The organism is Geodermatophilus sp. DF01-2 (assembly GCF_004571065.1).
GTDB lineage: Bacteria > Actinomycetota > Actinomycetes > Mycobacteriales > Geodermatophilaceae > Geodermatophilus.
Map to the genome: position 1 here is coordinate 13,783 of NZ_SPQN01000061.1, position 13,242 is coordinate 27,024.

Genomic DNA, 13,242 nt, shown 5'->3' on the forward strand with positions numbered 1-13,242 from the left:
GCTCAGCGCGCGGCCAGCGCGGCGCCCATCTGCTCGACGGCCTGAGCGAGCACCGGCCGCGGCGTGGCGAAGTTCAGCCGGACGGCGCCCGTGCCCGCCGCTCCGCACAGCGCGCCGTCGACGAGGGCCACCCCGGCGTGTTCGAGGAAGAAAGCACCCGGGTCGGGCAGGCCGAGGGACCGGCAGTCCAGCCAGGCCAGGTAGGTGCCCTCGGGCGGGATGTACGCGACGCCGGGCAGGTGCTCGGCGACGAGGTCGGCCAGCAGCCGGCGGTTGCCGTCCAGGTAGGCGAGGACGTCGTCCAGCCAGCCGGCGCCGCCGGTGTAGGCGGCCGTGTTCGCCACGACCCCGAGGGTGGCGGCGCCGTGCTCGGCGTGCGCTCCGACCCGGGACCACAGGTCCGCGTCGTGGTCGTTGGACAGCAGCAGCTGCGCGCACTTCAGGCCCGGCAGGTTCCACGCCTTGGACGCCGACATGGCGGTGACCGTGTGCCCGGCCGTGACCTCGTCGAGGGAGGCGTAGGGCACGTGCCGGTGGCCGGCGTGCACCAGCGGCGCGTGGATCTCGTCGGAGAACACCCGGCCGCCGTGGCGCTCCACCACCTCGGCGACCGCCGTCATCTCCGCCGGCCGCAGCACCCGGCCGATCGGGTTGTGCGGGTTGCAGAGGACCAGCAGGTGCCCGCCGGCCCGGAACGCGGCGTCCAGCGCGTCGAGGTCGTAGACGTACCGGTCGCCGTCCCGGGCCATCGGCACCTCGAGGACCTCGCGGCCGAGCGTGGGCGGGAGGGTGAGGAAGGGCATGTAGGCCGGCGTCGGCAGGATCACCGGGCTGCCCGGGCGGGAGAAGTGCTCGATCGCCGCGGCCAGCCCGGCCAGGACGTCGGCCAGCGGCCGCACCCGCTCGGGCGGCACCGCCCAGCCGCAGCGGGTGCGCACCCACTCCGCGCAGGCCTCGGACATCCGCTCGACCAGCGCCGGCGGCAGGTAGCCGAACGCGCCCCGGTCCACGGCCGCGTGCAGGGCCTCGGTGACCGCCGGCGCGGTGCCGAAGTCCATCTCCGCGACGAACGCCCCGATCGCCTCCGGGTACAGCGACCACTTGAGGCCGCCGAGCGCCCGGAGCCGCTCGATGCCGATCTCGTCGAACCCGCGGTCCGCCATGCGATCAGGCACCGGCGGCGGTGCGGGCCAGCAGCTGCGCCAGGTGCACGCCCTCGCGGCCGGCGAGCTGGTCGAGCTGGGTGCGACAGGAGAAGCCGTCGGCCAGCACGACGGCGTCCGGACCGGCGGCGCGGACCGCGGGCAGCAGCTGCTGCTCGGCGATCGTCACCGACACCTCGTGGTGCCCGCGCTCGACGCCCCAGTTGCCGGCCAGCCCGCAGCAGCCGCCGACCCGGGTGACCGTGGCCCCGGCCTCGCGCAGCAGCCGCTCGTCGGTCGCCCACCCGAGGACCGCATGGTGGTGGCAGTGCGGCTGGGCGACGACCTCCACCCCGGCCAGGGACGGCGGCGTCCAGCCCGGGGTCTGTCGCAGCAGCTCGGCGAGGGTCCGGGTGCCCGCCGCCACCCGGGCCGCCGCGTCGCCGGGGACCAGGTCCTGGGCCTCCCCGCGGAGCACCGCGGTGCAGGAGGGCTCGACGCCGACGACCGGGACGCCGGCGTCGACCAGCGGGGCGAGCAGGTCGACGGTGCGGGCCAGGGTGCGGCGGGCGGCGTCGAGCTGACCGGTGGTGATCCAGGTCAGCCCGCAGCAGGCCTCGGCCGGCGGCACCTGCACCTGGTAGCCGGCGTCCTCGAGCACGGCGGCCGTGGCCTCGGCGACCTCGGGGGCGAAGTGGTCGGTGAACGAGTCGACCCAGAGGGCGACCGGACGACCGCCGTCCCTGACCGGGCGCTGCGCCCACCGCTGCCGGAAGGTGCGCGACGCGAAGGCCGGCAGCTCGCGGCGCTGGTCGACGCCGGCGCCCCACTTGGCCAGCCGCCCGCCCAGCCGGGACGTCATGACCCCGTTCGCCAGCCGGGGCGCGCGGGCGGCGACGTCGGCCCAGCGGGGGAGCCATCCCAGCGTGTAGTGCGAGCGCGGGCGCAGCCGGCGGCGGTAGCTCTGGTGCAGCACCTCGGCCTTGTAGGCGGCCATGTCCACGCCGGTGGGGCAGTCGCGCGAGCAGCCCTTGCACGACAGGCACAGGTCGAGGGCGTCGTGCACCTCCGGCGAGCGCCAGTCCCGCACCGGCCCGCCGGGGGCGAGCATCTCCTGCAGCACCCGGGCCCGGCCGCGGGTGGTGTCCTTCTCCTCCCGCGTCGCCGGCCACGACGGGCACATCACCCCGCCGGTGACCTGCAGGTCCGCCCGGCACTTGCCGACGCCGGTGCAGCGGTGCACCGCCGCGCTGAAGTCGCCGCCGTCGTGCCGGTAGGCCAGCGCCAGGCCGTGTGTGCGGCGCGGCGCCGCGGCCACCCGGATGTCGTCCTCCACCCGCGCCGGTCGCACCAGGACGCCGGGGTTGAGCACGTCGGCCGGGTCGAACAGGCCCTTGACCCGCTCGAAGAGGCCCAGCACGTGAGGCGAGTACATGTGCGGGAGCAGCTCGCTGCGCGCCCGGCCGTCACCGTGCTCGCCGGACACCGAGCCGCCGTAGCGGGCCACCAGCGCCGCGGCGTCCTGCACGAAGGCCCGGTAGGTCTCGCGGCCGCGGTCTGCTCCGCGCCCGAGCGGGAAGTCGATCCGCACGTGCACGCAGCCGTCGCCGAAGTGGCCGTAGGGGACGCCCTGCAGGCCGTGCTGGGCGAGCAGCGCCTCGAACCGGCGCAGGTAGGCGCCCAGCTGCTCGACGGGCACCGCGGCGTCCTCCCAGCCGGCGTGCGCCGGGCGGCCGTCGTGCGTGCGCGCGGCCAGGCCGGCGCCGTCCTCGCGGATGCGCCAGATGGCCGCGGCCTCGGCCGGCTCGGTGACCACCAGGAAGTCCAGCGCGCCGGCGTCACCGAGCACGCCCCTGGCCTTCGCCTCGATCTCGGCGACGGTGTCGCCGGTCAGCTCGACGATCAGCCAGCCGTCGCCGCGGGGGAGGTCGGGCACGACGGCGGCGGGGACGTCGCGCAGCCGCTGCACGATCCGCTGGTCGAGGCCCTCGACGGCGGTCGGCCCGTGCCGCAGCAGCCCCGGAGTGGCGTCGGCCGCGTCGGCCATCGACGGGTAGCCGAGCACGACCAGCCCGCGGTACGGCGCGTCGGCGACCAGCCGCACGGTCGCGCCCAGGACCACCGCGAGGGTGCCCTCGCTGCCCACGAGCGCGCGGGCGACGTCGAACCCGCGCTCGGGCAGCAGGTGCTCCAGCGAGTAGCCCGAGACCTGGCGGCCGAAGCGGCCGAACTCGGTGCGGATCGCCGCGAGCTCGCCGTCCACCAGGCTCCGCAACTGCCCGAGGACCCCGCCGTCCGTGGCCGGCCCGCCGTCGAGCCGCAGCCGCTCGCCGGCGCCGGTGACGACGTCGAGGCCGACCACGTTGTCCGACGTCCGGCCGTAGCCCAGGGCGCGCGAGCCGCAGGCGTTGTTGCCGATCATCCCGCCGATCGTGCAGCGGTTGTGCGTGCTCGGGTCGGGGCCGAAGCGCAACCCGTGCGGCCGCGCCGCGGTCTGCAGCGCCGCCTGCACCACGCCGGGGTCGACGGTCGCCGTCCGCGCCTCCGGGTCGATCGCGTGCACCCGCGACAGGTACCGGCTGGTGTCGACGACGACGCCCGGGCCGACGGCGTTGCCGGCGATCGAGGTGCCGGCGCCGCGGGCGGTGAACGGCACGCCCAGCTCGCGGCAGACGGACAGGGCGGCCTCGATCTCGTCGGGGTGCCGAGGGCGCACCACCGCGCGCGGCAGCACCCGGTAGAGCGAGCCGTCGGAGGAGTACAGCGCCCGGGCCAGGCCGGAGTCGTCGACGTCCCCGATGCCCGCGCGGCGCAGCGCCGCCAGGAGGTCGGTGTCCGGGTCGCTGGTCCGGGTCATGGAGCTCCTCGTGCTGCGCGGGTCGGCGACGGTGCGCGCCGAGACCTCCTCCTTGTACACCGCCGGCATCCACCGACGGGACGTCGGCCCCGAGCGGTTGTGCACTCATCGTGGTCTCGGCACCGCCACCCCGTCGAGACGACGATGAGCGCACACACACGCTCGCGACGCCCGGTCTCAGTCCTCCAGCACCCAGACGGCGCTGTCCGGCGGGAGCGCGACCGTGCCCCCGGACCGGCGGACCTGTGCGGTGGAGGCGAGCAGCACCGAGCCGGGGCAGCCGGCGAGCACCGTCTCGCCGCCCATGTTGACCACGCAGCGGACCGCCTCGCCGCCGCCGACCGATCGGATGGTCAGGACGTCGCCGCGGGTGGTCACCGTCGTCTCGCCGGAGCCGAACGCCGGGTGGGCCCTGCGCAGCGCCAAGGCTCGCCGGTGCAGGGTCAGCGTCGAGCCGCCCTGGCCGCTCTGCACGGAGACCGCGTAGCGGCCCCAATCGGCGGGGATCGGCAGCCACGGCTCGGCGGCGCCGTCGGGGGAGAAGCCGACGCCGGGCGCCGCGTTCCACGGCATCGGGACGCGGCAGCCGTCGCGGCCGGCGCGGGCGCCGCCGCTGCGGTGGAAGATCGGGTCCTGCTTGGCCTCGTCGGGCACGTGCGCCTGCGGCAGACCGAGCTCGTCACCGGCGTAGAGGTAGGCCGAGCCCGGCAAGGCCAGCGTGAGCAGCGCCGCGGCGCGGGCACGGGCGGTGCCGACGTCCCCGCCGCCGAAGCGGGTGACCTGGCGCTCCTTGTCGTGGTTGCCCAGCACCCAGGAGACCGGCGCACCCACCCGGCCGTAGGCGTCCAGCGCGGCGGCGATCGCCGCGGCGAACGGCGCGGTGGCCCACGGCGACTTCAGCAGCCGGAACGACAGCGACTGGTGCAGCTCGTCGGGCCGCGAGTACAGGGCCACCTGCTCGAGGTCGGCCAGGCACACCTCGCCGACCAGCATGGTGCCGGGGTACTCGTCGCAGATCGCCCGCCAGCGGCGCCACACGTCGTGCACCTCGGGCTGGTTCCAGGTCATGGCCTGCTCGGGGCCGTGGCCGAACAGCGTGGGGGAGTAGCTGCCGGGGTTGTCCCGCAGCCCGGCGTCCTTGTAGAGGCCGTAGGCCACGTCGACGCGGAAGCCGCTCACGCCGCGGTCGAGCCAGAAGCGCAGGGTCCGCTCGAAGTCGGCCGCGACGGCGGGGTCGCGCCAGTTGAGGTCGGGCTGCTCGGGCGCGAACAGGTGCAGGTACCAGCGCCCGTCCGGGGTGCGCGACCACGCCGGCCCGCCGAAGAGCGACTGCCAGTTGTTCGGCGGCTCCTCCGACGGCGGCGCGAAGTGGTAGCGCGCGGCCTCGGGGGAGTGCGGGTCGGCCAGCGCCGCCTGGAACCAGGGGTGCTTGTCCGAGGTGTGGTTGGGGACGACGTCCAGGACGACCTTCAGGCCCAGCCGGCGGGCGTCGTCCACCAGGGCCTCGAGGTCGGACACGTCGCCGTAGTCGGGGTCGACCGCCCGGTAGTCGACGACGTCGTAGCCGCCGTCGGCACCGCCCGAGGGGTAGTGCGGGTTGATCCACACCGCGTCGACGCCGAGCCAGGCCAGGTAGGGCAGCCGCTGCCGCAGCCCGCGCAGGTCGCCGATCCCGTCGCCGTCGCTGTCGGCGAACGAGCGCAGGTACACCTGGTAGACGACCGCGTCCCGCCACCACGGGGACGACGCGGCTGCGGGGGCGACCCGGGGCCGGGTCTGGGTCCTCGCGACGGAGAGGCGGCGTGCCATGCCGCCACTATCGGCCGACCGGGGCGTAGACCTGTGCGGCACATCCCACGAAGTGGGGACGAGGCGCTGGCAGATCCCGCCAACCGGGCAGGTCGCGTGTGACTCCCGTGCCGGCTGGGTCTGGGCGGGCGGAGGGGGACGCGCCGGTCAGGTCGTCCGTCCCGCCGGGAGGACGCGCCCGTCGCGCGGCCGATGTCGGTGAGCCGGTCGGGCCTGGGTACGGCGGGACCACCAGCCAGAACCCCCGCGGAGGACGACGACGATGGACACCGACCCCCGGCCCGGTGAGGACGACGTGGACCGCGACGACGCCGAGGCGCTGACCCGGGCGACCGGCGGCGGCGACACCGACGGGCCCGACGCGGCGAGCACCACGGGCACCGGCGACTCCGACGAGTTCGTCGGCCGGGTGGCCGGTCAGGACGCCGGTGACGCCGGGGAGACCGGGGCCGAACGGCGGGCCGGGGAGCAGCAGGAGGAGTGAAGGGCCGCTGTCCGCCGAGCCGTCGACTCGGGTCCGCCGTCAGGTCTTGGCCACCCGGCGGGTCAGGCCGGCCACGCCTGCGGTGGCGAGCACCCAACCCAGGATAACCTGCGACGCGGCGAGGTAGCTGTACAGGCCGGAGGCGACTCGATCGTCCACTCGCCACACCGAGCGGTGGCCCAGGCCGACGACCGGGAACGCGTTCTCGAACGAGTGACGCGGGGGGTGAAGCACGCGCCGGTCGACGTGCACCTCCCCGTGACCGTCTCCATGGCGCTGACCGGACGGATGGCGCCCACGTCCCAGGCGACCTCGTAGAACACCCAGCCGAGAGCCGGGAGCAGCAGCGCCCAGAGGGCGAACTCGGGGCGGTATCCGTGGCCGAGGAAGACCCCGGAGGCGATGTGCCCCGGCCACTGCCACCAGCGCAGCGTCCCTGCGGTTCGTCGGGCCGCACGCTCCTGCTGCAGCACGCGCCACGCCTCGTGGCGGCGCCCGTTGCGCACGAGCAGGCCCGCGAGCTGCTCGTACGGTTGCGGGGAGAAGGGGGTCTGTCCCGCCAGCCAGCTTCGTCGGCCCTTCAAGGACCACGACTCCTCGTCGGAGTCGATCGCCTGGTAGGTCAGACCGCGGATCTCGTAGCTCCCGGCTGTGGTCCAGACCGCGGGGTCGTCGTCCAGACGGCCGACGGACAGCCGGGAGAGGTCCGGTCCTCCGCGCACGGCTGCCAGGTCGCGCAGACTGAGAGTCCCGCCGATCCTCGACTCGCTCAACCGCAGGGCGGGCACGCCGGCTCGGCCGAGCTGCGCCCGGCTCACGTCGACCCGCCCCTCCACCGAGGTCGCCGTCACGTCGACGGCCCCGTCGACGGCGGCAGCCGTCAGCAGCAGAGCCGATCCGATGGTCGAGTTGTCGACGCGCAGCGCAACGCCGGGACCGTCCGGCTCGACTGCACCCGCACGGCTCACGGCATCCCAGTTCTTGGCGGCGATGTCCGCTGATCGCTGATCGATGTGCCTCTGCAGGCCCGCGCGCGTCATGTCCGACGCGGCAGGGGCACTCCGCTGGCCGTGAGGGAGTGACGTGGTGTCCCCGGCCGACACCGGAGAGCCTGGCGGGGAGTCGTCCGGCGCGCGGAGCCGCGCGCGGGTCAGCCGCAGACTGCCCTTGATCGTGCAGTTCCGTACGGCGATGCCCCCCCCAGGACGACAGCGCGCGTCAGCTGGACCGAGCGGTCGACCGTGGTCCCGTTGAGGTCGAGCGCTTTCGCCTTGCCGGCCGCGAAGGTGGCGTCCGCGCCATCCACTCGCCCGGTGATGCGGGCCTCTGCCAGGTTGACCTGGCCGTGGAACGCCCTTCACGGAGATACAGCGCGCGGGAGACCGTGGCCTCGTGGAGCGTCAACTGGTCGTGGACCACGGCGTTGCGGAAGTTCAGCTGGCCCCCGACGGACGCCCCGGTGAAGCGCACGCGCCCCCTCGCCTCGAAGCCCCTGTCGAAGTCCGCGCTTCGTGAGGTCGTCAGCACTCGCGCGTCGAGGACGGACTTCTTCTGCCCTGGTTCCTCGTCCTGCTCCTGGTCCGGCTCCTCCTGCCGCCCTCCAGCAGCAGGCCGGTGAACGAGATGTGCCCCAGCTCGGCCGTGGAGATGTCGACGCGCCCGGCCACGCCCCGGTCCCCGAACGTCAGGACGTCGCACCTGAGCCGGGCCGCACGCAGTTCGGGGATCCGCGAACCACTGAGATCCAGCGCTACGAGCGTGGCCCCGCTGACGTCGACGGGCTCGCGGAACAGGCAGCGGCGGAACCGCAGCCGGCTCGCGAGCGTCGCGTCCGGAAGATCGAGCGGACCGACGACCTCGGCGCCCTGGACGTCGATCTCCGTGCCGGTCTCGGCCAACCAGCGGATGACCTCCGCCCGGAGCCGTGCCTCGGACCAGTCCGCGGCCAGGTAGTCCGCGTCCCGGGCCGCTTCGCGAGAGTCGTTCCTCACCGTGCCGGTCCGCAGACGCTCCTCCCAGTCCCAGAGGGGCAGGAGTGCCGCGGGGGATCGGGAGCGGACGGCGGTGCCGGGCCGCCGCCCGGCCCCGTGGCCCCGGCCACCCGGTCGACGCGCCGCCGTGCCAGCCGGTCGCCGATCCGCACCGACCCGCTCCTCCTTGCACGCCTCGTGACGGAATCGCACTCCTCCGGACCGCCGGGGATCAGTCCCCGGGACGCCGGCGCCGGATCCTGGACCCGAGGAAGGTCAGCGGGTCGAACTTCCGGTCCACCACGCGCTCCTTCAGCGGGATGATCCCGTTGTCGGTGAGGTGGATGCCCTCGGGGCACACCTCGCTGCAGCACTTGGTGATGTTGCAGTAGCCCAGGCCGAAGTCGTCCTGCGCCGCGTCGCGGCGGTCGGCCACGTCGAGCGGGTGCATGTCCAGCTCGGCCAGCCGGATGAGGAAGCGCGGCCCGGCGAAGGCGGCCTTGTTCTCCTCGTGATCGCGGATGACATGGCAGGTGTCCTGGCACAGCCAGCACTCGATGCACTTGCGGAACTCCTGCGGCCGTTCGACATCGACCTGCTGCATCCGGTGGTTGCCGTCGGGGTCGCGCGGCCGCGGGGTGAACGCCGGGATCTGCGCGGCCTTCTCGTAGTTGTACGAGACGTCGGTGACCAGGTCGCGGATGACGGGGAAGGTCCGCAGCGGGGTGACGGTCACCGTCTCGTCCTCCGCGAACGTGCTCATCCGCGTGAGGCACATCAGCCGCGGCCGGCCGTTGACCTCCGCGCTGCAGGAGCCGCACTTGCCGGCCTTGCAGTTCCACCGGACGGCGAGGTCGCCCGCCTGGGTCTGCTGCACCCGGTGGATGACGTCGAGCACGACCTCGCCTTCGTTCACCGGCACGGTGAAGGTCTGCAGGTCCCCGCCCGAGGCGTCGCCGCGCCACACCCGGAACGTCGCGTCGTAACCGCCCCCGCTCCTCGTGCGGCCCTCGTCGAGGTCGCCGGTGCTGGGTTCGCCGGGCTCGGTCACGGTCCCTCCTCGAAGATCTCGGCGAGCTCCGGCGGCATATCCGGCAACGGCTGCCGCGCCAGGTGCACCGTGCCGTCCGGTGCCCGTTCGCAGGCGAGATTCGTGCGGCCCCAGTCCGGGTCGGTGGCCGGGAAGTCGTCGCGGGTGTGGCCGCCGCGGCTCTCCTCGCGGGCGAGCGCGGCCCGGGCGACGCACTCGCTCACCAGCAGCATGTGCGGCAGGTCCAGCGCGAGGTGCCAGCCGGGGTTGTACTGCCGGTGGCCCTCGACGGAGAGGGCGGCCACCCGCTCCTTCAGCGCGGCGATGCGCTCGAGCGCCCGCTCCATCTCCGGCGCGGTCCGGATGATGCCGACCAGGTCGTGCATCGTCTGCTGCAGTTCCAGCTGCACCGCGTAGGCGTTCTCGCCGCCGTCGCGCTCGAACGGTGCCAACGCCGCCCGCGCGGCGTCGGCCAGGGCCTCCTCGGCGAGCGCCACCAGGCCGGCCCGCTTCTGGGCGTGCTCGGCCGCGGCCACGCCGGCCCGCCGGCCGAAGACCAGCAGGTCCGACAGCGAGTTGCCGCCCAGCCGGTTCGAGCCGTGCATGCCGCCGGCGACCTCGCCCGCAGCGAACAGGCCCGGCACGCCGGCCGCGGCGGTGTCGGGGTCGACCTCGACCCCGCCCATCACGTAGTGGCAGGTGGGGCCGACCTCCATCGCCTCGGCGGTGATGTCGACGTCGGCCAGCTCCTTGAACTGGTGGTACATCGACGGCAGCCGCTTGCGGACGTACTCGGCCGGCCGGCGGGAGGCGATGTCGAGGAACACCCCGCCGTGCGGTGAGCCGCGGCCGGCCTTCACCTCGCTGTTGATGGCGCGCGCGACCTCGTCGCGGGGCAGGAGCTCGGGCGGGCGCCGGTTGTTCTTCTTGTCGGTGTACCAGCGGTCGGCCTCGTCCTCGGTCTCCGCCGTCTCCTTGCGGAAGAAGTCGGGGATGTAGTCGAACATGAAGCGGTTGCCCGAGGAGTTCTTCAGGACGCCGCCGTCGCCGCGGACGCTCTCGGTCACGAGGATCCCGCGCACGGACGGCGGCCACACCATCCCGGTCGGGTGGAACTGGACGAACTCCATGTTCACCAGCGAGGCACCGGCCTGGAGCGCGAGCGAGTGGCCGTCGCCGGTGTACTCCCAGGAGTTCGAGGTGACCTTGTAGGACTTGCCGATGCCCCCGGTGGCGAGCACGACCGACGGCGCCTCCCACGCGAGGAAGCGCCCCGACTCCCGCCAGTACCCGAACGCGCCGGTGATGCCGTCCTCGTCGGTGAGCAGCCGGGTGACCGTGCACTCCATGTACACGTCGACGCCGAGGGCGACGCTCCGCTGCTGCAGGGTGCGGATCAGCTCGAGGCCGGTGCGGTCGCCGACGTGGGCCAGCCGGGCGTAGCGGTGGCCACCGAAGTCGCGCTGGCTGATCAGCCCGTCGGGGGTGCGGTCGAACAGGGCGCCCCAGTCCTCGAGCTCCCGGACCCGGTCCGGAGCCTCCTGCGCGTGCAGCTGGGCCATCCGCCAGGAGTTGAGCATCTTCCCGCCGCGCATGGTGTCCCGGAAGTGCACCCGCCAGTTGTCCTCCGGGTAGGCGTTGCCCATCGCCGCGGCGATGCCGCCCTCGGCCATGACCGTGTGCGCCTTGCCGAGCAGGGACTTGCAGACGACGGCCGTGCGCGCCCCGGCCTCGTGCGCGGCGATCGCGGCCCGCAGGCCCGCGCCGCCGGCTCCGACGACGACGACGTCGTACGCGTGTCTTTCCAGCTCCATCAGAAGAACCTCGGGTCGGAGATCGTGCCGGTGGCCAGCAGGAAGACGTAGAGGTCGGCGAGCGCGACGCCGACCAGCGAGATCCAGGCGAACTTCGCGTGCCGGGCGTTGAGCCGCGAGACCGCCGTCCAGGCGCGGTAGCGCAGCGGGTGCCGGGAGAAGGAGTTCAGCCGCCCGCCGACGACGTGCCGGCAGGAGTGGCAGGACAACGAGTACAGCCACAGCAGGGCGGCGTTGGCGAGGAGCACCAGGGTGCCCAGGCCCATGTGCCCCCACTCGCCGGTCTCGTCGCGGAAGGCGAGGACGGCGTCGTAGGTGAGGACGACGTTGAAGACCAGCCCGAGGTAGAAGAAGTACCGGTGCACGTTCTGCCCCAGCAGCGGCAGCCGGGTCTCGCCGGTGTAGCGCCGGTGCGGCTCGGCGACCGCGCAGGCCGGGGGCGAGAGCCAGAACGAGCGGTAGTAGGCCTTCCGGTAGTAGTAGCAGGTCAGCCGGAAGCCCAGCGGGACGACGAGGATGTAGATCGCCGGGGAGATCCAGGCCGGGCCGGTGAACAGCTCGGGGAAGGTCGACCCCTCGCAGGCCGTGGTGATGCACGGCGAGTAGAACGGCGAGATGTAGGGCTCGGAGAAGTAGTGGTCGTTCTGGAACGCCCGCACGGTCGAGTAGACGATGAAGGCCACCAATGCGAGCACGGTCAGCAGCGGCTGGAGCCACCAGCGGTCGGTGCGCAGCGTCCGCGCCGCGATCGCCGCGCGCCGGGGAGCAGGCCCGCCGCTACCGCGTCCCGGAGTGGCCGCCCCGGTGCCGCGCGGCGCGGTCGTGGTCACCGGTTCGTGCGGCCGGACCCGCCGGTGCCCGCGTCGTAGCCGTCGTCCCACAGGACGGCGGGGGAGGGCGGGGCGCCGAGCACCTGCCGCCCGCGTGCGGCGCCGCACAGCAGGGTGAGGTCGTCGCGCAGCCGCGCGACGTCGATCGTGAGCCGGCGCGCGTCCACGGTGTCCCCGAAGTGCCGGGTGAGCGGGGTGCACGCCGCTTCCAGTGCGTCGACGGCCCGCCGGGCCGCCGCCACGTCCTGCTCCAGGGACATCGCTGCCTCCAGGTGCCGGTCACACCGCCGTCGGGGCGGTGCAGCGCAGTCGACCACGGACGCCGGGCCGGGGGAAGGACTTCCGCGGCGCCGTCCCCCGGCCCGGCGCGCCTAGCATCGCTGCCCGTGCGGCCCTTTCTGCTGCTGGCCTCGCGGCCGGAGGACGAGGCCGCGGACGACGAGTACGCGGCGTTCCTCCGGGCGACCGGCCTCGACGAGGCCCGGTTGCGGCGCGTCCGGCTGGAGGCCGGACCGCTGCCCCCGCTGGACCTCGATGACTACTCGGGGGTGCTCCTCGGCGGCGGGCCGTTCAACTCCAGCGACCCGGCCGGCGGCAAGTCCGCCGTCCAGCGCCGGGTCGAGGCGGAGCTGTCGGCGCTGCTGGACGAGATCGTCGCCCGCGACCTGCCCTTCCTCGGGGCGTGCTACGGCATCGGGACCCTCGGCGTGCACCAGGGCGGGGTGGTGGACCGCACGTACGGCGAGCCGGTCTCCTGCGTGCCGGTCGAGCTGACCCCGGCCGGCCGGGCGGACCCCGTCCTCGCCGGGATGCCGGAGCTGTTCGACGCGCTGGTCGGGCACAAGGAGGCCTGCCAGGTGCTGCCACCGACGGCGGTGCTGCTGGCCACGTCGGCGGGGTGCCCGGTGCAGATGTTCCGGGTCGGGCGGAACGTGTACGCGACGCAGTTCCATCCCGAGCTCGACATCGCCGGGGTCGTGACCCGGGTGCGGGTCTACCAGCACGCCGGCTACTTCCCGCCGGCGGAGATGGAGGAGCTCATCGCCCGGATCAGCACGGCGGTGGTGACCGAGCCGAGCCGGGTGCTCGCCAACTTCGTCGCCCGCTACGCTTAGTCATCGTCGGCCTACCGGCCGACACCGCGGCCAGGAGCCGTCCCCGGTCGCCGCTGAGCCCCGCCCGTGTCCCGATCGGGAGGTCCTGCGGACCCCCGCGACCGCCCCACACCGCGGCCAGGAGCCGTCCCCGGTCGCCGCTGAGCCCCGCCCGTGTCCCGATCGGGAGGTCCTGCGGACCCCCGCGACCG

At 74.4% G+C, this 13,242-nt stretch carries 11 protein-coding genes; 2 read left to right on the top strand and 9 right to left on the bottom strand.

The features are described 5' to 3' along the window. Positions 1 to 2 precede the first annotated feature (2 nt). From E4P41_RS15480 to E4P41_RS15490, 3 genes are all read right to left on the bottom strand, one after another. On the bottom strand, positions 3 to 1,163 hold the full coding sequence (locus E4P41_RS15480; RefSeq protein ID WP_135142166.1) for an aminotransferase class I/II-fold pyridoxal phosphate-dependent enzyme: 1,161 nt from the start codon (positions 1,161 to 1,163) through the stop codon (positions 3 to 5). 4 nt (positions 1,164 to 1,167) lie between these two features. After that, a complete protein-coding gene (locus E4P41_RS15485; RefSeq protein ID WP_245177382.1) occupies positions 1,168 to 4,068 on the bottom strand; it encodes an FAD-binding and (Fe-S)-binding domain-containing protein in 2,901 nt (966 codons plus the stop codon). Between the two features lie 108 nt (positions 4,069 to 4,176). Continuing rightward, positions 4,177 to 5,808 (bottom strand): glycoside hydrolase family 13 protein, encoded by a 1,632-nt coding sequence (locus E4P41_RS15490; protein WP_135142167.1) that lies wholly within the window; start codon positions 5,806 to 5,808, stop codon positions 4,177 to 4,179. Between the two features lie 262 nt (positions 5,809 to 6,070). Between E4P41_RS15490 and E4P41_RS15495 the strand changes: the two genes are divergently transcribed. Then, a complete protein-coding gene (locus tag E4P41_RS15495; protein ID WP_135142168.1) occupies positions 6,071 to 6,292 on the top strand; it encodes a hypothetical protein in 222 nt (73 codons plus the stop codon). 62 nt (positions 6,293 to 6,354) lie between these two features. Here the strand turns inward: E4P41_RS15495 and E4P41_RS15500 are convergent, their stop codons facing one another. The 6 genes from E4P41_RS15500 to E4P41_RS15525 all read right to left on the bottom strand — a co-directional run bounded on the left by E4P41_RS15500 (position 6,355) and on the right by E4P41_RS15525 (position 12,196). After that, a complete protein-coding gene (locus E4P41_RS15500; protein ID WP_135142169.1) occupies positions 6,355 to 7,332 on the bottom strand; it encodes a hypothetical protein in 978 nt (325 codons plus the stop codon). 480 nt (positions 7,333 to 7,812) lie between these two features. Further along, on the bottom strand, positions 7,813 to 8,283 hold the full coding sequence (locus tag E4P41_RS15505; protein WP_135142170.1) for a hypothetical protein: 471 nt from the start codon (positions 8,281 to 8,283) through the stop codon (positions 7,813 to 7,815). A 211-nt stretch (positions 8,284 to 8,494) separates the two neighbouring features. Further along, entirely contained in the window at positions 8,495 to 9,313 is an 819-nt protein-coding gene (locus E4P41_RS15510; RefSeq protein WP_135142171.1) for a succinate dehydrogenase/fumarate reductase iron-sulfur subunit, read from the bottom strand. Beyond that, entirely contained in the window at positions 9,310 to 11,106 is a 1,797-nt protein-coding gene (locus E4P41_RS15515) for a fumarate reductase/succinate dehydrogenase flavoprotein subunit (protein WP_209307743.1), read from the bottom strand. The genes E4P41_RS15510 and E4P41_RS15515 overlap by 4 nt, the downstream gene beginning before the upstream one ends. After that, positions 11,106 to 11,936 (bottom strand): hypothetical protein, encoded by an 831-nt coding sequence (locus E4P41_RS15520; RefSeq protein WP_135142172.1) that lies wholly within the window; start codon positions 11,934 to 11,936, stop codon positions 11,106 to 11,108. The genes E4P41_RS15515 and E4P41_RS15520 overlap by 1 nt, the downstream gene beginning before the upstream one ends. After that, positions 11,933 to 12,196 (bottom strand): hypothetical protein, encoded by a 264-nt coding sequence (locus E4P41_RS15525; protein ID WP_135142173.1) that lies wholly within the window; start codon positions 12,194 to 12,196, stop codon positions 11,933 to 11,935. Before E4P41_RS15525 ends, E4P41_RS15520 begins: the two co-directional genes overlap by 4 nt. Before the next feature lie 126 nt (positions 12,197 to 12,322). Here E4P41_RS15525 and E4P41_RS15530 point away from each other — a divergent pair, with 126 nt between their 5' ends. Next, entirely contained in the window at positions 12,323 to 13,051 is a 729-nt protein-coding gene (locus E4P41_RS15530; protein ID WP_135142174.1) for a glutamine amidotransferase, read from the top strand. The last annotated feature ends 191 nt before the right edge of the window (positions 13,052 to 13,242 follow it).

What these genes read in the sequence shown, in the direction of transcription:
- E4P41_RS15480 (WP_135142166.1), bottom strand. Translation starts at nt 1,163, where the DNA reads ATGGCGGACCGCGGGTTCGACGAGATCGGCATCGAGCGGCTCCGGGCG.
- E4P41_RS15485 (WP_245177382.1), bottom strand. Translation starts at nt 4,068, where the DNA reads ATGCCGGCGGTGTACAAGGAGGAGGTCTCGGCGCGCACCGTCGCCGAC.
- E4P41_RS15490 (WP_135142167.1), bottom strand. Translation starts at nt 5,808, where the DNA reads ATGGCACGCCGCCTCTCCGTCGCGAGGACCCAGACCCGGCCCCGGGTC.
- E4P41_RS15495 (WP_135142168.1), top strand. Translation starts at nt 6,071, where the DNA reads ATGGACACCGACCCCCGGCCCGGTGAGGACGACGTGGACCGCGACGAC.
- E4P41_RS15500 (WP_135142169.1), bottom strand. Translation starts at nt 7,332, where the DNA reads ATGACGCGCGCGGGCCTGCAGAGGCACATCGATCAGCGATCAGCGGAC.
- E4P41_RS15515 (WP_209307743.1), bottom strand. Translation starts at nt 11,106, where the DNA reads ATGGAGCTGGAAAGACACGCGTACGACGTCGTCGTCGTCGGAGCCGGC.
- E4P41_RS15525 (WP_135142173.1), bottom strand. Translation starts at nt 12,196, where the DNA reads ATGTCCCTGGAGCAGGACGTGGCGGCGGCCCGGCGGGCCGTCGACGCA.